General features: G+C 66.1%; 21 protein-coding genes, 1 tRNA gene and 1 pseudogene. 9 read left to right on the top strand and 14 right to left on the bottom strand.

What is annotated here, in order from left to right; genetic code table 11:
• The 3 genes from FNA67_RS04340 to FNA67_RS04330 all read right to left on the bottom strand — a co-directional run bounded on the left by FNA67_RS04340 (nt 1) and on the right by FNA67_RS04330 (nt 3,185).
• Complete coding sequence (locus FNA67_RS04340) at nt 1-816, bottom strand: carbohydrate ABC transporter permease (protein ID WP_049704021.1); 816 nt, start codon at nt 814-816, stop codon at nt 1-3.
• A complete protein-coding gene (locus FNA67_RS04335) occupies nt 816-1,706 on the bottom strand; it encodes a carbohydrate ABC transporter permease (RefSeq protein WP_147655193.1) in 891 nt (296 codons plus the stop codon). Before FNA67_RS04335 ends, FNA67_RS04340 begins: the two co-directional genes overlap by 1 nt.
• Nucleotides 1,707-1,862: 156 nt before the next feature.
• Nucleotides 1,863-3,185, bottom strand: a complete 1,323-nt coding sequence (locus FNA67_RS04330; protein ID WP_049704019.1) for an extracellular solute-binding protein — start codon at nt 3,183-3,185, stop codon at nt 1,863-1,865.
• A 291-nt stretch (nt 3,186-3,476) separates the two neighbouring features.
• Here FNA67_RS04330 and FNA67_RS04325 point away from each other — a divergent pair, with 291 nt between their 5' ends.
• The 8 genes from FNA67_RS04325 (at nt 3,477) to FNA67_RS04290 (ending at nt 11,589) form a co-directional block, all read left to right on the top strand.
• Entirely contained in the window at nt 3,477-4,505 is a 1,029-nt protein-coding gene (locus FNA67_RS04325) for a LacI family transcriptional regulator (RefSeq protein ID WP_170267204.1), read from the top strand.
• Nucleotides 4,506-4,787: 282 nt separating this feature from the next.
• Entirely contained in the window at nt 4,788-5,033 is a 246-nt protein-coding gene (locus tag FNA67_RS04320; protein WP_049704017.1) for a hypothetical protein, read from the top strand.
• 146 nt (nt 5,034-5,179) lie between these two features.
• Nucleotides 5,180-5,965, top strand: coding sequence for an SDR family oxidoreductase (locus FNA67_RS04315; RefSeq protein WP_147655192.1), 786 nt, complete (start codon nt 5,180-5,182; stop codon nt 5,963-5,965).
• Nucleotides 5,966-5,967: 2 nt separating this feature from the next.
• On the top strand, nt 5,968-8,259 hold the full coding sequence (locus FNA67_RS04310; protein ID WP_147655191.1) for a glycoside hydrolase family 15 protein: 2,292 nt from the start codon (nt 5,968-5,970) through the stop codon (nt 8,257-8,259).
• 79 nt (nt 8,260-8,338) lie between these two features.
• Complete coding sequence (locus FNA67_RS04305; RefSeq protein ID WP_049704014.1) at nt 8,339-8,542, top strand: CsbD family protein; 204 nt, start codon at nt 8,339-8,341, stop codon at nt 8,540-8,542.
• Nucleotides 8,543-8,801: 259 nt separating this feature from the next.
• The gene (locus FNA67_RS04300) at nt 8,802-9,257 is read left to right on the top strand and encodes a methyltransferase family protein (protein WP_147655190.1); all 456 of its coding nucleotides are present in this window, start codon (nt 8,802-8,804) and stop codon (nt 9,255-9,257) included.
• Between the two features lie 102 nt (nt 9,258-9,359).
• Nucleotides 9,360-10,994, top strand: coding sequence for an amidohydrolase (locus FNA67_RS04295; protein WP_147655189.1), 1,635 nt, complete (start codon nt 9,360-9,362; stop codon nt 10,992-10,994).
• Between the two features lie 103 nt (nt 10,995-11,097).
• Nucleotides 11,098-11,589 carry a YciE/YciF ferroxidase family protein gene (locus FNA67_RS04290; protein WP_049704011.1) on the top strand — a complete coding sequence of 164 codons (492 nt, stop codon included), beginning with the start codon at nt 11,098-11,100 and terminating at the stop codon, nt 11,587-11,589.
• A 51-nt stretch (nt 11,590-11,640) separates the two neighbouring features.
• Here the strand turns inward: FNA67_RS04290 and FNA67_RS04285 are convergent, their stop codons facing one another.
• From FNA67_RS04285 to FNA67_RS04270, 4 genes are all read right to left on the bottom strand, one after another.
• Nucleotides 11,641-12,777, bottom strand: a complete 1,137-nt coding sequence (locus FNA67_RS04285; RefSeq protein WP_174851693.1) for a succinylglutamate desuccinylase/aspartoacylase family protein — start codon at nt 12,775-12,777, stop codon at nt 11,641-11,643.
• A 50-nt stretch (nt 12,778-12,827) separates the two neighbouring features.
• The gene (locus FNA67_RS04280) at nt 12,828-13,280 is read right to left on the bottom strand and encodes a hypothetical protein (protein ID WP_049704009.1); all 453 of its coding nucleotides are present in this window, start codon (nt 13,278-13,280) and stop codon (nt 12,828-12,830) included.
• 116 nt (nt 13,281-13,396) lie between these two features.
• The gene (locus tag FNA67_RS22095) at nt 13,397-14,080 is read right to left on the bottom strand and encodes a hypothetical protein (RefSeq protein WP_210246433.1); all 684 of its coding nucleotides are present in this window, start codon (nt 14,078-14,080) and stop codon (nt 13,397-13,399) included.
• Nucleotides 14,081-14,230: 150 nt separating this feature from the next.
• Nucleotides 14,231-14,306, bottom strand: a tRNA-Phe gene (locus FNA67_RS04270).
• 180 nt (nt 14,307-14,486) lie between these two features.
• Between FNA67_RS04270 and FNA67_RS04265 the strand changes: the two genes are divergently transcribed.
• Entirely contained in the window at nt 14,487-15,248 is a 762-nt protein-coding gene (locus FNA67_RS04265) for an SDR family NAD(P)-dependent oxidoreductase (RefSeq protein ID WP_147655187.1), read from the top strand.
• 497 nt (nt 15,249-15,745) lie between these two features.
• Here the strand turns inward: FNA67_RS04265 and yacG are convergent, their stop codons facing one another.
• The 7 genes and pseudogenes from yacG to FNA67_RS04235 form a co-directional block, all read right to left on the bottom strand.
• Complete coding sequence (gene yacG / locus FNA67_RS04260) at nt 15,746-15,946, bottom strand: DNA gyrase inhibitor YacG (RefSeq protein WP_049704007.1); 201 nt, start codon at nt 15,944-15,946, stop codon at nt 15,746-15,748.
• A gap of 7 nt (nt 15,947-15,953) precedes the next feature.
• On the bottom strand, nt 15,954-16,592 hold the full coding sequence (locus FNA67_RS04255) for a Maf-like protein (RefSeq protein WP_049704006.1): 639 nt from the start codon (nt 16,590-16,592) through the stop codon (nt 15,954-15,956).
• Nucleotides 16,593-16,604: 12 nt separating this feature from the next.
• Entirely contained in the window at nt 16,605-16,823 is a 219-nt protein-coding gene (gene infA / locus FNA67_RS04250) for a translation initiation factor IF-1 (RefSeq protein WP_049704005.1), read from the bottom strand.
• A 75-nt stretch (nt 16,824-16,898) separates the two neighbouring features.
• Nucleotides 16,899-17,339, bottom strand: a complete 441-nt coding sequence (locus FNA67_RS22465) for an arsenate reductase ArsC (protein ID WP_170267393.1) — start codon at nt 17,337-17,339, stop codon at nt 16,899-16,901.
• A gap of 57 nt (nt 17,340-17,396) precedes the next feature.
• Nucleotides 17,397-17,864: pseudogene (locus FNA67_RS22460) on the bottom strand (UPF0262 family protein); the annotation flags it as partial.
• Between the two features lie 16 nt (nt 17,865-17,880).
• Nucleotides 17,881-19,173, bottom strand: coding sequence for a histidinol dehydrogenase (gene hisD, locus FNA67_RS04240; RefSeq protein ID WP_147655186.1), 1,293 nt, complete (start codon nt 19,171-19,173; stop codon nt 17,881-17,883).
• Between the two features lie 16 nt (nt 19,174-19,189).
• Entirely contained in the window at nt 19,190-19,618 is a 429-nt protein-coding gene (locus FNA67_RS04235; protein ID WP_049704003.1) for a DUF2948 family protein, read from the bottom strand.
• Nucleotides 19,619-19,621: the final 3 nt, after the last annotated feature.

Here is a 19,621-nt window from a genome sequence, read left to right as displayed (position 1 = left end):
TTATCCCTTCACACCAACGCCGGCGAAACCTGTGTTCATGTTCCGCCGCAACAGGAAATAAACGCCGACCGCGGGGGCGGCGTAGATGATGGAGAAGGCCGCCAGGAACCCGTATTGCACGGCGCCCTGCTGGCCGAACGCGGCGTAAAGGCCCACCGACATGGGGAAGCCGGATTCGACGCGCGAGAAGATCAGCGGCAGCAGGAACTCGTTCCAGGCGCCGGTGAAGCTGAAGAACCAGACCACCGCGATGCCGGCCCGCGACATGGGCAGGACGACCTTGGTCAGGATCTGGAAAAGGTTGGCGCCCTCCACGTAGGCGGCTTCCTCGAGCTCGATGGGTACGGTGTCGAAGAAGTTCTTGAGGAGCAGCAGCGTGAACGGCAGGTTGAGGACCGTCAGCGCGATGATGACGCCGAGCTGGTTGAGCAGGCCCGAGCGCTGGGCGGCGAAGTAGAGCGGCACCAGCACGCCGGCCGAAGGCAGCATGCGCAGCAGCACCAGGGTCCACAGGAACGCATTGCGCCCCGGAATGCGCAGGCGCGAGAGCGGATAGGCCGCCGAAATGCCCACGAGCACGCTCAGCGTCGCCGTGCCGGCGGCGATGATCACCGAATTGAGGAACTGGATGCCGGCCTTCCCGCTCACTGCGAGCGCGAAGTTGTCGAGCCCGATGGACTGCGGAATTTCAAGCCGTCCGGTCGAGGCCGGGTTGAAGGCGTTGAGGATGAGCCAGGAGAACGGGCTCACCCAGATGATGGCCATGAAGGCGAGCGCCAGCGAGGTCAGGCGCGAATGGGCGGGATTGGTTTCCATTACTTGGGCTCCCGCAGCATGCGCAGATAGACCAGGGACAGGAGCCCGACGATGACGAGCATGGCCACCGAGATAGCGCTGCCGAAGCCGAGGTTCCCGCGCGAAAAACTCTGGTTGTAGAGGAAGACCGCCAGGGTCGTGGTCTGGGTACCCGGCCCGCCGCCCGTCATGGCGAAGATCAGCGGGAAGTAGGTGAAGGTCCAGATGGTGATGAAGAGCATGTTGGTGGCGATGTGCGGCCGGATGATCGGCAGCATCACCAGCCAGACGCGCTGGAACGGGGTGGCGCCATCGACCTTGGCGGCCTCGACCACCTCACGCGAGATGGAATCGAGCGCGGCCGAGAACAGCAGGTAGGACCAGGCGGTGCCCTTCCAGATATTGGCGATGATGACGACGGGGAGCGCGTAATCGTTGATGAAGTTGACCGGCTCGAACCCGAGCGGCACGACGATGAGCGCGTTGATGAGGCCGGTCTGGGCGGTCGTGGCCGACCACAGGAACGCCGCCACGATGTCGGGCAGCAGCCAGCCGAGCATGATGCAGACTTCGATGACGGTCTTGAGCGTCGAATTGCGTCCGCGCAGCAGGGCCGCCAGCAGGAAGCCAAGCACGGACTGGCCGACGATGGCCGAGAAGAAAACGAAGATGACCGTGGTCCAGAGGGATTCGAGAAAGCCGCGGCGGGTGAAGAGCCGCTGGAAATTCTCGAAACCTACCCAGCTCCATTCCACCGATTTCCGGCCGACCAGGGCCAGGTCGGTGAAGCTGAAGGCGAAGGCCCAGGCGGTGAAGTAAAGCAGCAGGCCGATCAGGAGCAGAGCGGGCAGCATGCCCACCCCGAGCAGGACGAGGTTGTTGGTCAGCCAGGGGTTGGCCTGATTTTTCATACTGGTGTTCTCGCGCTCGATGCCGTCGGGGCGGCAGGGTGCAAGGGAGCGCGGGCATCACTGCCCGAGGCGCCTGACCCTGCCTTGCGGCGGAACCTTCCGTCGCGGCGGCATCCGGACGAACCGAGTGACGCCGCCGCGCGGGGAGGAACGGGCTTATTGGTAGGTGATGACCTTGTCCTCGCCGAACTCGTCGACGAGAGCATCGTGGTAGGTCTTGATCGCCTCATCCACGCTCGCGCCATCCAGGATGTCGGAGGTGGCCTGCTGCACCAGGGCCGAGACGGTCTGGTAGCCGGGAACCGTGTCGCGGCCGGTGGTATCGGCAGCAAGCGCGGTCGCCTTGGCGAGGTAGGGATCGGCCATGTACTCGGGCGATTCCGAGATGTCGGTGCGCACGGCCATGCGGTGGTTGGCCAGCGTCCAGGCCTTGAAGTTGGCGACGTCGAAGATGGTGGTCACGAGCTTGAAGGCAGCGTCGGGATCGGCGGCCTTGGCGTTGACGCCGATCGTCCAGCCACCGGAAATGTTGGTGGTGGCCTTGGCGCCGGGTTCGCCCGAACCGGGCCACGGGGTCCAGCCGACCAGCTTGTCGCGTTCTTCGCGGCTGGGCAGGTTGACGCCGTTACAATCCCACAGGCACGCATCTTCCCAGGAGCCGGAGGCGAGGATGCCCAGCTTGCCGTCGGCCAGCGCCTGGCGCACGGCGGCGCCGGGGTCGGTGGCGTAGTTGAGATCGGCCGGCGCAAGTTGCTTGTCGATATAGATCTGGTGGTAGAGGTCGAGCGTGCGGCGCAGGCCGGGGCTGTCGCCGATCCACTGGCCGGTCTTGCGGTTGAGCAGGCGGTTGCGGTCGTCATCGGGCTTGTCGGCGCCGAGCAGGGCCATGTAGACGCCCTGCATGGTGGTGGCCTCGCCCTGCTTGGTGCCGGCCGGAATCTGGAAGGCGTATTCGACGCCCGCGTCCTTGAGCTTCTGGGCCGCGTCGAGAACGTCGGCCCAGGTCTTGGGCTCCCACGGCATGGCAATGCCGGCCTTTTCGAAATTGGGCTTGTAGTACCAGAGCATGCGCACGTCGGTATCGGTGGGCAGCGCGTAGACGTGGCCGTCGTAGGAGGCAACCTCCAGCAGGCCCTTCATGTAGTACTGGTACTGGTCCCAGGCGGCGGCCTTCTCGTCGAGCGGCATCAGGTAGCCGGACGAGGCGAGCTCGGACACCATGAAGCTGTCCATCTGCACGACGTCGGACGCGGTACCCGCCGAGAGGTCGAGCGCGATACGCTGGTCGTAGCCGGCGCCCGGCAGCTTGATGGCGTTGACCTTCTCGCCGGTTTCCTTCTCGTAGGCGGCGATGCCGGGTTCCACCAGCGAAGCGAGCCATTCGGCATACATGATGGAGACTTCGGCCTTGGCAGGCATTGCCGCCCCCGCCATCAGCGCAATGGCCGTGGCAGACGCGAGCAGATTTCGTCTGAACATGAATTCCTCCTCAGTTTTTGGACCGCGTCGCCACCCTCCCAGGCTTGGCGCGGCACACTCCTCCAAGTGCCCGGTCAGCTAAGCCGAATTTTTGCAACGTTGCAATAGAAAGGATTCAGGTAGATGCAATTCCGGCGAACGCATCGCGTTTTTACGTTTACCTTCAGTGTGTTACGAGATATCCACCGCCACAGACAGGCATTTGACCACGTTGCAATACATATTGTATCGTTGCAAATTCTAGATATACCGAGCGCACCGGCCCATGTGCGGACCGGCATGCCGAGCAAGATGACCAAGACCCGAACACCCCCTGCACCCGGCGCGACCAAGCGCGCCACCCTCAAGACCATTGCGGAGTTGACTGGCCTGAGCCTTTCGACCGTTTCGCTCTCGCTGCGCGGCGGAACCACGCTCAAGGAGGAGACCCGCCGCAAGGTCGCCGAGGCGGCCGCTAGCGTGGGCTACGTGCCCGACCGGGCCGGCGTGCGCCTGCGCACGGGCAAGACCAACGTCATCGCGCTGGTGCTGGACGGGGCCGAGGATTCGATCGATTTCTCGCGCTACCTGATCCAGGGCATCGGCCACGCCATCAAGGGCACGCGCTACCACCTGACGGTGATCCCCGAGTTCGCGCGCAACTATTCGGTCGATTCGGTGCGCTACATCCTCGACAATCGCACCGCTGACGGAGTGATCATCACCCATACGGGGGCGCGCGACCCGCGGGTGAAGCTCCTGATGGACAGCGACTTCCCCTTCGTCAGCCACGGGCGCACCGAGTTCTTCACGCCCCACCCCTATCACGACTTCCACTCCGAGCTCTTCGCCGAGATGGCGGTGGAGCGGTTGGTGGCCAAGGGGTGCTCCAACCTGATGCTGCTGATCGGGGACGACCGGACCAACAACTACCACAACATCGTGACGGCCTTCGAGCGCACCGCGGCCCGGCTCAAGGTCGAGACGCGGGTGATGGATCACTCGACCGGCATTACGGCGGCCGATACACGCGCCTTCGCCCAGGAGCTGGCCAACGGGCCGAACCGGCCGGACGGCATCGTGTGCGGCGGGGAGATGCGCGCCATCTCGGTGGTCGCCGGGCTGACCGCGGCCGGCGCCAAGGTGGGCAAGGACATCCAGTTCATCTCCAAGCAGACCTCGGACATCCTGTGGTCGCTGTTTCCGCAGGTCGACACGATCGAGGAGGATGTCTATGCGGCCGGGCTCGAGCTGACGCGGCTGCTGCTGCGCCGGATCGAGGGTGAGCCCGCAGAAACGCTCCAGACGCTGGCCGAGCCGATTCCGCACTGGCGGGACTGATCGCGCCGATAATCGTTGGTACTGGAGGCCTCGCCAGTGTAGACTGGCGCAGTGCGCACCCGCACGCTCAACCCGAAAGCACGCCACTATGCCCGTCGACCCTCCTACGGCGCCGGCGGCTGTGCCGTCCCGCAAATATGCCGGTCCGCTGACGCTGGTCCTCAGTTTCCTCGTGGTGTTGGGGGCGTTGCTCGCATTCGCTCCGACATCATGGCCGCACTAAAGCAGCGGCGTTCCGCGCTCCTTCGGCCGCGTACTTTCGACCCAACCAAGGAATACCTCGTGCCTTTCAAGCAAGAATCGAACGCCTCCGGCGGCGCCAAGCCGGGCCAGAAACTGACCCTCGCAACCTCACCAGGAATGCGCGAGCACACCACCGAGCAGCAGGCCATCGATGCCAACACCGCCCGGCTGCGTGCGCTGCGCCTCGCCAAGGAAAGTGAAGCGGAGACGGTCGAGAAGGCCCCGGCCAAGCGGCGCGCCCCACGCGCCAAGCCACAGTTCAAGCGCGGCATCGGCAGCGCCTGATCGCGGAGGCACTCACGCGCAAGTGTAGTGCAGCCCGCCCGCAAGGGCTTGAACCTATTGCCCCTTTCGTCCGTTGTTTCTCCAGCACTGGAGAACACGCAAATGAGCGTCGTTGCGTCGAGCCTCCCGCGGATTGGCGGGCGGTCATGCTGAATGTCGATCTTTCAGGCAAACGCGCCCTGGTGACGGGCGCCAGTTCGGGGATCGGGGAGGCCATTGCAGGGATGCTGGCTCAGGCCGGCGCCGACATCGCCATCAACTATTTCGGTCCGTCCGATGCGGCCGAGGCTGTGGCCGCCAGGGCGCGGCAGGCCGGAGTGCGTGCCATGACGGCCAAGGCCGACATTTCCGATCCCGACCAGGTGAGCGCCATGTTCGCGGCGATGGAAGGCACCTTGGGCGGCATCGACATCCTGGTCAACGACGCGGGCATGGACGGGCCCGCCGCACCGGCCTGGGAGGCCGACCTGGCCGCCTGGCGGCGGGTGCTCGACGTCAACCTTTTCGGCACGTTCCTGTGCAGCCGGGAGGCGTTGCGCCGCATGGTGCCGCGCCAGAGCGGGGTCATCGTCAACCTGTCCTCGGTGCACGAGACCATTCCATGGAGCGGGTACAGCGCCTACACCTCGTCCAAGGCGGCAGTCTCGATGCTCACCAAGACGCTGGCGCAGGAGGCGGCGCCCCATGGCGTGCGCGTGCTGGCCATCGCGCCCGGCGCCATCCGCACGCCGATCAACCAGAGCGTCTGGGGCGACCCGGCGGGGCTGGCCGACCTCGAGCGCAAGATCCCGATGGGGCGCATGGGCGACCGGGACGAGATCGCGCGCATGGTGGCCGTGCTCGCCTCGGACCTGGCGAGCTACGTCACGGGCACGACGGTATTCGTTGACGGAGGCATGACCGACTTCGCCTCCTTCGCGCATGGGGGCTGAAGATGGGCGACACCCGCAACGAGCCACCCGGCAAGCCGGGCATTAATCCCACCTGGTCATCGAGCGCCAAGGACATGGTGAGCACGGCGCTGGGCGCCAGCCGGCTGTGGGCGACGTTCGGCTACGGCATCGTCAACGAGGTCTATTGGCCCTCGACCGGCCAGCCGCAGATCCGGGACCTGGGCTTCATCATCGCGGGGCCGGACGGATGGACCGAGGTCAAGCGGGCGCAGCGCTATTCGATCTCGATGCCCAAACCCTATGTGCCGCTGCCGCGCGTGGTGCACCGGGGCGACAATTACCGGCTCGAACTCGAATACCTGGTGCATCCGCTGCGCGATGCGCTGCTCATCCGCTACAAGCTCGATGGCGACGACCTCAAGCTCTACAGCCTCATCTCGCCGCACCTGAACGGCGAGCGGCATGACAATACCGCCTGGGCCGGGGAGGACCTTTCGGCCCAGCTCGGCTACGCGGCCCTGTGCCTGCGCAACGACAGCGGCTTCTCGCGCGCCAGCGCGGGCTATGTCGGGTTCTCGGACGGCTGGCAGGATTTCGACAAGAACGGCAAGATGACCTGGACCTACCCCGAGGCAGGGGAAGGCAATGTGGCGCTGATGGGCGAACTGGCGGCCAACAGCGGCACGCTGGCGCTCTGTTTCGCCGAAACGGTGGAAGGTGCGCGCACGCTGGCGCGCTCGAGCCTCGCGGACGACTACGACGACGTGGTCCGCATCTTTACCGGGCAGTGGGAGGACTGGGGGCGCACGCTCGACATTCCCCATGCCTCCCCCGAGATCAAGCACGAGGCGCAACTGTCCGCTGCCGTCATCAAGATCCACGAGGATCGCACCTATGCCGGGGCCATGGTGGCAAGCCTGAGCGTACCCTGGGGCAGCAGCCATGACGATTTGGGCGGCTATCACCTGGTGTGGACGCGCGACGCGGTCGAGGCGGCATTCGCCATGATCGCGGTAGGGCAACTGACCGATGCGGCGCGCACGCTCGCCTACCTCGTGGGCACCCAGGCCGAGGACGGAAGCTGGGCGCAGAACTACTTTCCGGACGGACAGGGCTATTGGGAGGGCAAGCAGCTCGACGAGGTGGCGCTGCCGGTGCTGCTGATGGCCAAGTTGCGCGCCGTTGGTCACCTCACCATCGCCCGACCCATCGAAACGATGGTGGAGAAGGCGGTCGGCTTCATGGTGCGCAACGGGCCGATGACCGACCAGGACCGCTGGGAGGAAAACTCGGGCGCCAGCCCCTTCACGCTGACGGCGACGATCTGCGCGCTGGTGGCGGCGGCCGACCTGATGGCGCCGGAAGAGCGCGACTACGTGCTCTCGCTCGCCGATTGCTGGAACGAGCGCATCGAGGACTGGACCTATACGACCGGCGGGCCGCTGTGCGCGCCGCACGGGGTGGACGGCTATTACGTGCGCATCGCGCCGCGCTCGGACCAGAAAGGGCTGCGCGGGGTGGTCGAAATCCGCAATGTCGGCGGCGAAGAGACGGCGGCGGCGGATCTGGTCGGGCTCGAATTCCTCACGCTCGTGCGCAGCGGGCTGCGCGCGGCGGACGATCCGGGCATCCTCAACACGGTCAAGATCATCGATGCCGTGCTGCGGCGCGAAACGCCGAGCGGCCCTTCCTACCATCGCTATAACGGGGACGGCTATGGCGAGCATGCCGATGGCAGCCCCTATGACGGCAAGGGCATCGGGCGGCTCTGGCCGCTGCTGACCGGAGAGCGCGGACATTTCGCCATTTCCGCCGATGGCGATGCGCGGCCCTATCTCGACGCCATGTCGCGCATGACCGGACCGGGCGGATTGCTGCCCGAGCAGATCTGGGACAGCGACCCCATTCCGGAGCGCGGGCTCTGGCCGGGCAAGCCATCGGGCAGCGCCATGCCGCTGATCTGGGCGCATGCCGAGTTCCTCAAGCTGCTCGCCGCTCAGGCCGATGGCCGCCCCTCCGAGGCACTGGCGGTGGTCGAGCAGCGTTATGGCGGCAAGCGCCCGACTGCCGCGCAATGGCATTGGCGCGAGAACAGCCCGTTCGACGCGCTGCCCGCCGGGCGCGCCCTGCTGATCGAACGCGGCGCCCCGTTCATCCTCCGCTACCGGCTGGCCGATGGGGCGCAGCCGCGCGAAAAGCCCTCCGCGCCGACGCAGCTGGGGATGCACGGGGTGCTGTTCGCCCCCGCCGACCTGCCGGCCGGGGCCACGCTTTCCTTCTCGTTTGCGGACGACGCAAGCGAGGGCGGCGATCTCACCATTGCCCTGGGATGACCCCGAAATGGCCTCGATTTGAGCCGGAACCAGACCCCTTCACGCTCGTTATGTCCTTACACAAAAAAGGAGAACGACGATGGATTGGAACCGCGTTGAAGGCAGTTGGAAGCAGGTCAAGGGCCGGGTCAAGGAGCAGTGGGGCAAACTCACCGATGACGACCTGACCCAGATCGACGGCAACCGCGAGCAGCTCGAGGGGAAAATCCAGGAGCGCTATGGCAAGGCCAAGGACGAGGTCCGAAAGGAAATCGACACCTGGTACGACCGTCAGACTTGGTAACATCCATTTGGCCCCGCTTCGGCGGGGCTTTTTTTGCGCCTTTCCGTAAAATTGCAGGGAACCCCTCGGCGGCTGAGCCGTTTCCGGCTTGGGTCGAAACGAGGGGACAATCATGACGCAGAAGGGTGAGTATATCGCCTGGCTCGGCGCAGCCGCTTTCCTGCTCCTGCTGGTAATCTGGATGCCGACCTGAGGTAAGCCATTGGCTTGCGGCCGGCCTGCCGCCTAGACTGCATCTTGGGGACAGCGCCAGGATGCCATGAGGAAACTACCGCCGGATGCCTTTGTGGCCGTGGCCATCGTGCTGGCGGTTCTGCTCGAGTGGCTCGTGCCGCTCCATATTTTCCCCGGGGCCTGGCCGCCGGGTCTTTCCACCCTGATCGGTCTTCTGCTCGCCGTTACCGGCCTCGGGCTCGAAATCGTGGCCGCGCGTGCGCTCGTGCGGGCCCGCACGACAACGCGGCCGGGTGAAAGACCGGCGGCGCTCGTGACGGACGGGGTGTTCTCTGTGAGCCGCAATCCCTTCTACTGCGGCCTGCTGCTGCTCGTGGGCGGCCTCCTGCTCGTCCTTAGCCTCGACTGGCTGATCGTCCTCGTTCCCGCCCTGTGGCTGGCCCTCAACCGTTGGGTCGTGCCGGGCGAGGAACGCCTTCTGGCCGAAGCCTTTGGGGCCGACTTCCAGAGCTATCGCGCGCACACGCGCCGGTGGCTCTGACCGGGCCGAAAGGCACGTGAGGCCAAGTCCGGGGACGCTCAGCACATGGCTGGGCGGGCATGGCTGTTAAGGTTTCCAGAAGTCACATCAGGAGACTTGCAGATGTACGAACAGACCGAGTTCAAGATTGCGCGGCGCAACCTGATCCTGAGTTCGCTGGCGACGGCCGGCGCATGGCCGATCGCGAGCGGCCTGGCGATGGCCCAGGCCGCTCCGGCCGCCCCCGACGCGGGCGGTGGGGCATCGGGTTCTGCGCCGCCGGCCGCGCCCCCACCCTCGGCAAAGGCGGCGCAGGACGCGGTCAAGAAGGTGGAAGACACCATCCTGCGGATTTCGCGCGAGGTCTGGGAGACGCCTGAACTTTCGCTGCACGAAGAGCTCTCCTCCAAGATCCATATTCGTGAGCTCGAAGCGGCAGGCTTCGCCATCGTGAGCACTGGCACCTCGGGGATACCCACCGCGTTCGTGGCCGAATGGTCGCAGGGCGAGGGCGGGCCCAAGGTTGGGTTCCTGCCCGAATACGACGCCCTGCCCGGCCTCGGCAACGCGGCCGAGCCGCGCCAGACACCGGGACCCAGTGGCATCGAGGTGGGGCATGGCTGCGGACACAACTTGCTCGGCGCCGGCTGCACCGGGGCGGCCCTGGCGCTCAAGGAGATGATGATCGCCGACGGCACGCCCGGGACGCTCCGCGTCTTCGGCTGCGCGGCCGAGGAGACCGAGGGCGCCAAGGTCTACATGGCGCGCGACGGGCTTTTCAACGACCTGGACGCGTGCCTGGCCTGGCACCCTGCCCCCGCCAACGGGACCGGGCTCCTGCGCACGGCGGCGGTCGACATGATCAACGTCACCTTCCGCGGACGTACGGCCCATGCGGGCGTGGACCCCTGGGAGGGACGCAGTGCGCTCAAGGGCGCGGAGATGTTCGGCATCGGCGTGCAGTTCATGCGCGAGCACGTGCGGCCCACGACGCGCCTCCACTATGTCTATACCTCAGCCGGGGAGACCCCCAACGTGGTGCCGGACCATGCCTCGGTCTTCATCATGATCCGCGACGCGGATCGCGAGCAGGTGCGCGCGGTGACCGACTGGGTGCGCCAGGTCGCGCAGGGCGCGGCGATGAGCACCCGCACCGAGGCGGAGATCGACCTGTTTTTCGGGCTGCACGACCTTTTGCCCAACGAACCGATGGTCAAGCGCCTGCACCAGCACATCACCGCCACGCCCATCGAATGGACCGAGGAGGAACAGGCCTTCGCCAAGGCGTGCCAGCGCGAAATGCAATTGCCCGAGGCCGGCATCACCGACCAGGTGCTCCCCATCCTTCCCGAAGTCTCGATGGGCGGGGGCACCGATGTGGGCGATGTGAGCTACAACACGCCGGTGGGCATCTTCGCCATCGCCACCATGCCGGTGGGCGTGGGCCTGCATACCTGGCCGGTGACGGCGTGCGGCGGCATGTCGATCGGGGACAAGACCTCGCTCTACTCGGCCATGGTGATGGCCGGGGTGGGGCATGACGTGCTGACCGATCCCGAGTTCCGGGCCCAGGTGCGGGCCGATTTCGAGAAGCGCCTCAAGGGCCGGCCCTATATCTCGCCGCTGCCGCCCGACAAGCTGCGGCCCTCGGGCATTCCCCCGCATCTGCTGCTGCGCGACGGCAGCGGGGAGATCGTGGAGGAGGTCTACGAATACGAGGAGGGCGAGGTGGAAGCCCCGCCGGCCCGCACGAGCTGACCGCTCCGGGGTGGGGTGGCGAAAGCCGCGCCGCCCCCTGCATTTGTGCTGGAACAAGTCGGGCCCATGCTGGTTGATCTCCCGCAAACAAGGAGATCGACAGATGCCTGACGAAAAGACACTCGACGACCTGTTCCTCGATACCCTCAAGGATATCTATTACGCCGAACGGCAGCTCACCAAGACGCTGCCCAAGCTGGCCAAGGCCGCCCAGTCGGCCGAACTCAAGGCCGGCTTCGAGGAGCACCTCGCCCAGACGGAGGGCCATGTGGAGCGGCTCGAGCAGATCTTCGACCTGCTCGGCAAGCCGGCCCGCGGCAAGACCTGCGACGCCATTCTCGGCATCATCGAGGAAGGCAAGTCGGCCATGGAGGACTACAAGGGCTCCCCGGCCCTCGATGCGGCGCTGGTGGCGGCGGCGCAGGCCGCCGAGCACTACGAGATCACCCGCTACGGCACGCTCAAGACCTGGGCGGACGAGTTGGGCATGAAGGATGCGGTCAAGCTTCTCGATGCCACGCTCCAGGAGGAAGTGGAGACCGACCAGAAGCTTACCAAGCTCGCCATGTCCAAGGTGAACCTCAAGGCCGCCTGACGGGAAATGCGGGGTGGGGCCGAACGGCCCCACCACCTCTCTTTTCGCGAACTATTCGCTGAACGAGGGATCGATGGCGTGCTCGGGCGCCTTGACGAGGAAGAACATCAGCGGCGTGCCGGGCTCGGCCGTGGCATCGGTGCGGCGCGCGGCGACCTTGCCGGCGACGGGGCTGGCGTAGCTCGCAACCTCTTCCCCAAACGTGTTGCGCTGCCGGGCGACGACCTGGCCCTCGGCCACCTCTTCGTTGAGGTCGGCCAGAAGCTCGATGAACCCGCCATGGGTGGTGAGGATCGCCGCGGTGATCGTGGCGACGAAGGTGCCGGCATCGGCTGCGGTCCTGCCGAGGGCGCCCTCGACGATGCCGTGATGCTTGAGCACGTTCATCGTGCCCTCCACGAACATGGCGATCCGCTCAGGCTCGAGGCTGCGCGACTTGCCCACTTCGGGGGTGAAGCTGGGGATGCCCACATCGATCAGCGCATTGGCGAGCAGGGTCGGATAGGCCGGATCATCGAAGACCTGCTCGACCGGATAAAGATCGACCATCGCCTTGACCTCGGGCAGGTCCATGCGGGCCAGGTGGAAGGCGGTCATGTCCATGCCGGTGGCGGCGGTGTGGAAATCGATGGCGAAATCGGCGTTCGGCCTGAACACGCGCTCGAAGAGAGCGGCCGCGTGCCGGGCGGCGGCGCTGCCGCCATTTGGGTTGCCCGGCCATTCCCGGTTGATGTCGATAAGGTCGATGCCGCGCCCCGAATTGGGCCAGCGCCGCGCCATGGCTTCGATGGCGGGGCTGGAGACGTCGGTGACGGCGACGACCGTGCCGGACATGCTCTGGGGATCGAGCTGGTCGAGCACGAGGTGGATGGTGTGCATGGGGCTGATCTCGTCGCCATGGACGCCGCTGGTCAGCAATACCCGCTTGCCGGGCCTGGCGCCCTTGACCACGACGATCGAGACGTACCAGGCCTTGCCCGAAACCATCTGCACGCCTTCAAAGAAGAAGTGGTGACGGCCTGGCTCGAGGTCGGCGACGTCGAGCGCCGAGATGACCTTTTTGCCCTGCACCACGTCGCCCGTATAGACGGTTCCGGTGCTGGCGCCTGCGCCGGCAGCCGCCGCCTCCGCAGCGGCAGGCGCGGCTCCGGCAACGAGCCCGGCTCCGGCAGCGGCGGCCAGGAACATGAAGTCGCGGCGATCGACGCCGTCAGCAGATTTCGTCACCTCAGGACTCCTTACTGGCGGGTAGCGGTGAAGGTGCGCGGGCCCACGCCTGCCACGGTAGGGTGGTAGGTGCAGCGGAGCGAGGAGAGCACGGGGATGTCGAGCAGGCGCCCGGCAATGGCGCCGAGGACGCCGCCCACCTGGCGGCACTCCATGGAGGCCGCCTCCCAGGCGCGGCCGCGACCGCATGAGGTGCGCTGCAGGTCCACCCGGATATCGCGTCCCGAGACGCGCCAGGTCAGCCGGCCGTCGCAACTGACGCCACCGCCGCGCACCTGGTAGGTGCCGCGACGGTCGAGGCAGAAGGTGAGCCGATAGGGCCCGAAAAGGTTCTGGTTCGCCCGGAAGCACCCATTGACCGGGATGCCGTTGGGATGATCGGGCACGATGACCCGGGTCTCCTGGGCAAGACTCTGCTGGGCCAGGAGGAAGAGCGCGAGACAGGCGAGGACAAGGAGGCGCATGGGGGACAACTCCGGGGGTGGCGTTGTCCCATCGTGTCATGGCGCGGCGGCTTTGGGATTGGCACGGCGTCCCAAAAGCTGGGCCATCCGTCTCAGCCTTTGTGCCGGCGCCCTCGTCAGTTCACGGACTGGAAGCTGCCGTCCAGGTCGAACCAGCAATTGAAGAACTTCGTGCCGTCTGACGCATCGAAATAGCCCTGCACCACGTAGCGGTCCCCGCTCTTGAAAGCGGCATTGGTGGTGATCTCCTGGGGACGCACGCCGAAGCTGGCCGAAGCCTCGCCGGCGCAGAACCGCGACATCTGCGAGGTCGAGAGGTTGGCGGGCGCCGGGTTGGGCGGCGGCGATTTCGGCTTGGGTGCGCGCTGGGCAGGCGCGCCCGCCGCGTTCTCGACATAGACGGAGAGCTGGTAGTTGGCGCGCTCGTTCCGGCGCGCCGCGTTGCGCATCAGATAGACGGTCACGGTGTAGTTGCCGCTCGAGGGAATGACGAAGCTCGTTCCATTGCCGTTGATCGAGCTGTTGTAGAGCGCCTCGGAAGCACCGGGCGCGGTGACGTTGAAGTAGTTGCTCGCATTGTCGGTGTCGAGCTGGACACTCATGCGCTGACCGGCCGAAACGCCGATGCGATACTTGACGCTCTGGTTCCCCTTGATCGAGCCATCGATCGTGGTGCCGGACGCGCCGCGCGGAAACCGGACATCCACAGTCTGCGCCTGGGCGGCAGCGGCGGCCAGGACCAGGAACAGGCCTGCCAGGATCGAGAAGGCACGTCGCAACTGCAAAACTCTGGAAGTCATCGCTCATTCTCCACTGCGATAGGCTTTATGGCGGTGATCCAGAGGCCACAAATATGGCTCGGTCAAGTTCGGCAAGCGGTGCCCAGCCATGAGTGCAGACGGCGTTCCGTCCGCTCGAGCGGTGGCCTGTCGTCATTTGGGGTAAAGAAGTGGTGCCCGGGACCGGAATCGAACCAGTGACACGCGGATTTTCAATCCGCTGCTCTACCAACTGAGCTACCCGGGCATCTTTAAGGCGCTTCGGCGTGCCGAAGGCTGGCGGTTTATAGGCAATGAGATTTGGGCTGGCAAGGGCGAAAGCGACGATTTTCCGAAGTGGCTGTGAGGAACTCAAATCGCGCCGCCCATTGCGGTTTTGGCTGGCCGCGCTAGGCTTGCACAACTGGTATGGTAGATTGGAAAAACGATGCTCGAGGATTTGAAAGGCAAGCGCGCACTCATCACGGGGTCCTCCACCGGAATCGGGGCGGCCCTGGCGCTGGAGATGGGACGGCTGGGTGCGGCGGTGGCCGTGCACGGGCACAGGAACGCCGATGCAGCCAAGGGGATCGCCGACCGGATAATTGCCGGCGGCGGCAAGGCCGTGGTGGTGACGGGCGATGTGAGCCACGCGGGCGAAGCGGAGCGAATCGTGGGCGAGGCAGTGGCCGGGCTCGGCGGGCTCGACGTGCTGGTCAACAATGCCGGGGGCATTCTCGAGCGGGTCACCAATGCCGGGTTCGACGAGGAGATGTTCACCAGGGTGTTCGATCTCAACGTACGTTCGATCCTGGCCATGACCAAGGCCGCCTACCCGCACCTGAAGGCTTCGGGAAAGGCCTCGGTCATCAATACCGGCTCGATCGCCGGGCGGTTCGGCGGGTTCTCAGGCTCGACGGTCTACGCGGCGGCCAAGGCCGCGGTGCATTCGATCTCGCGCAATGCCGCGCGGGAGTTCGCCATGGACGGGATACGCGTCAACACGGTGGCGCCCGGCTTCATCATAACCCCTTTCCATGACCGGACGCCCGAGAGCGTGCGCGAAACGGCCCGCGCGCAAATCCCGATGCAGCGGCTGGGCACCGCCGAGGATTGCGTGGGCGCCTACGTGTTCCTGGCCTCCGAAGCGATGAGCGGATACATCACCGGTCAGATCATCGATGTGAACGGCGGGCAGTTGATGCCGTAGGTCGGGGCGGCTTGGGCTAGCCGTTACCGGCCATAACACCACCCTTCCCCGGCCGCAGAGCCGGGGACCATGGATGGCTCCACCCCGGATCTTCGCCCGGGGATCGGGGTGGGTAGCGTTGAGTGTCATCAATCCAGCATCATAAGTCAGATCCCCTGGCTCACCCCCACCCTCAATCCCTCCCCACAAGGGGGAGGGAAGCGTTGGGGCGAGATCGTGCCAGCACGTCTCCCTCCCCCTTGTGGGGAGGGAACAAGGGTGGGGGTGCGGCCCTGAGTCGAGATACGCCCCCCAGAACGCTCCACTACACCGAGCCGAGGGCCACGGATGGCTAACACCCGGGTGGAGAGTGGCAACGAGCCACGGGTCTTCGCCCGAGGAAGATCGGGGCGGGTGGAAGGCGCTTGGGGGAGGCTTCGTGTTGGGGAGGCTTCCGCGGCCGCGACGATCGTCCGAGTGCCGCTTGCGCGAACGCGCCGGCAGGCCCCTACCCCAGCCTAGTCTTCCCCGCCTTCGTCCTGCTTGCCGCTCTCTTCATCGGCCTCTTCGGGGATCGCGTAGGCGCCGGTCAGCCAGCGGTTGAGGTCGATGTCGGCGCAGCGGGCCGAGCAGAAGGGGTGGAAGGCCTGGGTGGAGGGCTTTCCGCAAATGGGACAGGGGCGCACAGGGCGCAGGCGGGTGACTTTGGCGTCGGCCATTGCTGCCTCAGACGGAGGTCAGGTTGGACTGGTTGAGCCAGTTGAAGGTGACAGGATATCCTTCGCCCGAAAGCAAGGCCACCGTCTCGTGGAGCGGCAGGCCAACGACGCTCGAATAGGAGCCGACGAGCTTGACCACGAACGAGCCGGCAATGCCCTGGATGGCGTAGCCGCCTGCCTTGTCCTTCCACTCGGCGGAGGCCAGGTAGGCCTCCATCTCGCGGTTGGAAAGGCGCTTGAAGCGGATGCGGGTTTCCACGAGGCGCCGCCTCGCCTGGCCCGAGGGCGTCAGGAGGCAGACGCCGGTATAGACGCGGTGGGCGCGGCCCGAGAGGAGGCGCAGGCAGTCGGCGGCCTCTTCCATCATCTCGGCCTTGGGCAGCACGCGGCGGCCGACGGCCACCACCGTATCGGCAGCCAGCACGAGCGCATTGCCACCGATGCCGGCCTGGCGCGCCTTCTGCTGGGCGGCGATGGCCTTGAGGTCGGCCAGACGCGCTGCCAGCTTGCGCGGCAGTTCGCCCTTTTCGGGCGTTTCATCGACGTGTGCGGGAACCAGGTGCTCGGGCTCGATGCCGATCTGATTAAGGAGCGCGAGGCGCCGCGGCGAAGCGGAAGCCAGAATCAGTTCGGGGCGGCTGGCCAATCGCGAAACTCGTTACTTGAAGCGGTAGGTGATGCGGCCCTTGGTCAGGTCATAGGGCGTCATTTCACACAATACCTTGTCGCCCGCCAGAACGCGGATGCGATTCTTGCGCATGCGCCCAGCGGTGTGGGCGATGATCTCGTGGCCGTTCTCCAGCTTGACCCGGAAGGTCGCGTTGGGAAGCAATTCGATCACAACGCCCGGGAATTCGAGCACTTCTTCCTTTGCCATACTTTCTCCTGAAAAGGCCGGGAGGGGAGCTAAATGCCCAGTCCCAAGCCGAAATTGCGCGCAACCTATAGGAATTCAGGCGCTTTGTGAACTAGCCGCCGAACCGGTCGCGACAAGCGGCTCCAGACGCTCGCGAACCTTCTGCTGAAGGGTGTCGCGCAGCGTCCTGTAAGCGCTCAGAACGGCCTCGCGGTTCCCCTCGACAAGGGTCGGATCGCTGACGTTCCAGTGTTCGAGGGCACCCATTTCCAGGCCGCGCTTGCGGACGGCCTCGTCGGCTTCGGGCGAAAGCGTCACCACCAGATCGAAACGATTGGCGACAAGCTCATCCATAGTATGGGGCGTGTGGACGGACATATCCACCCCCACCTCCTCCATCACCTCGTGGACGAACGCATCGGCCTTGCCGGACTGGACGCCGGCCGAGCGGGCGATGAGGCGGCCCGGGAAGTATTTGCGCGCCAGCGCCGCGGCGATGGGGGAGCGTACCGAGTTCATCGAGCAGACGAAGAGCACCGTGGGCAATTCGCTGTCGCGCTCGTCGATGCGCTTGGCGTAGGGCTGGACGGCGCAGATGAGCGTGAAGAGCCGCCGCGCGGTGTTGAGATCCATCTCGAGCTTGTTGACCAGCCGGGTGCGCAAGAGCTCGGCCGCTTCGTTATGAAGCCCGCGCCGGGCCATGTCGACGGTCTCGATCTGGAAGGGCGAAGCCGAGCGGATGGCTTCGTAATAGCTGTCGCGGATGCGGAAGTAATCGCGGATCAGGCGGCGGAACGGGGTGAGCGAGAGGTAGTGCGCGGCGATCGGCTCGAAGGTTTCCGGATCGCGCACGTCGAGCACGATGTAGTTGGCGACGATCGAGACGTGCAGCGCATAGGGGCCGGTGGCCTTTACGCGCGCGGGCCGGAAGCGGTTGTCCTCGACCAGGTCATAGATGGCGATGCGCCACTCGTGCACCTCGTCGGGATCGATCGAGGTGATGGTCGAGGGATCGAGCGTGACGGTGACGATCCGGTCGGTCGTGGCATCGAAGTCACGCAAGAAGCCGCGCCCTCCCCTAGCGGTTGAGCCGGATGGAGACGCTGCGCCCGTGCGCGTCGAGGGCTTCGGTCTCGGCCAGCGTCACCGCCGCTGGCGCCAGGATGGCGAGCGAGGACGGGTCGCACCCCAGGATCGAGGTGCGCTTGACGAAATCGAGCACGCCGAGCCCGGAGGCGAAGCGCGCCGAGCGCGCCGTGGGCAGCACGTGGTTGGAGCCGCCGACATAGTCGCCGATGGCCTCAGGCGTGTGGTGGCCGAGGAAGATGGCCCCGGCATTGCGGATACGCGGCATCAGCGCTTTTGGATCGTCCACCGCCAGTTCGACGTGCTCGGAGGCGATGCGGTTGGCCAGTTCCACCGCTTCGTCGAGCGAAGCCACGGTGATGATGGCGCCGAACTCCTCCCAGCCCTCGCGGGTGAGCTGTTCACGCGGCAGCACGGCCAGTTGCCGGTCGACTTCCTTCGCCACGGCATCGGCGAGGCGCGGATCGGTGGTGACGAGGATGGACTGGGCCCCTGCCCCGTGCTCGGCCTGCGCCAGGAGGTCCGCCGCGACCCAGGCCGGGTTGGCCGAGGAATCGGCGATCACCAGCACTTCGGAGGGGCCGGCGATCATGTCGATGCCGACCTTGCCGAACACCTGCCGCTTGGCGGCGGCGACATAGGCGTTGCCCGGCCCCATGATCTTGTCGACCGGGGCGATCGTCTTGGTGCCATAGGCGAGCGCGGCGACGGCCTGGGCCCCGCCGACGCGATAGATCTCGGTGACGCCGGCGATCTTGGCGGCGGCGAGGATGGCGGCGTTGATCTCGCCGCGCGGGGTCGGCACCACCATGGCGATGCGCTCGACGCCGGCGACCTTGGCGGGCACGGCGTTCATGAGCACCGAGGAGGGATAGGAGGCGAGCCCGCCAGGCACATAGATGCCCACCGCCTCGATGGGCGTCCAGCGCGTGCCCAGCGTCACCCCGATCTCGTCGGTATAGATGTGATCGGCCGGCTTCTGCTTTTCGTGGTGGGCCTTGATGCGGGCATGGGCGGTTTCGAGCGCCGAGCGCACTTCGGGGGTGACGCGGGCGGCCGCCGCCTCGATCTCCTCCTGGGTGAAGCGCAGCGTGGAGGGCGTCACATTGGCCTTGTCGAACTTGTTGGTGAGTTCGACCAGGGCGTCATCGCCGCGCGCCCGCACGTCCGCGATGATGGTGTTGACGACGTCGCCGACTTCCTGGGAGCTTTCGCGCTTGCCTTCGAGCAGCGCCTGGAAGCGGGCCGCAAAATCGGCGTCGCGGGTATCGAGGAACGAAGGCATGGGCGAGAGGATCCGGTTAGAGGCTGTGCTGGGGCTGGGCCTTGGCGGCCCAGGCGGCGCCGAGGTCCTGCAGGCGCGCTTCGAGGACTTCGACCTCGAGCCGCACCGTGCCGCCGCCGGCGAAAGTCAGTTCCACGATGCCCGCGGGGGCATCGGTTTCGGTAAAGGAAATGGCGAGCAATTCAAGCACGCCCTCGCGCGCATTGGTATCGATGCCGGCGCTGGCGACCGAAAGCACGCGATCGAAATGCAGCGCGGCGCGCTTGCGCACGCCCTTGTTGCGCACGGTGCCCGCTTCCCAGTCATAGCGGTTCATCAGCAGGGCAAAGCGCTTGTCGCGCTGGGCATAGCCCATGTCCCCGACGCGGACGACCGCATCCTGGGTGTGGGCGGAGATTACCGCCAGATCGTCGCTATCAAGCGCCAGCAGCTTGAGATCGGCCATGTC

This window comes from Youhaiella tibetensis, assembly GCF_008000755.1.
In the GTDB taxonomy this organism is placed as follows: Bacteria; Pseudomonadota; Alphaproteobacteria; order Rhizobiales; family Devosiaceae; genus Paradevosia; species Paradevosia tibetensis.
This window is presented reverse-complemented; position numbering and strand designations above follow the sequence as displayed.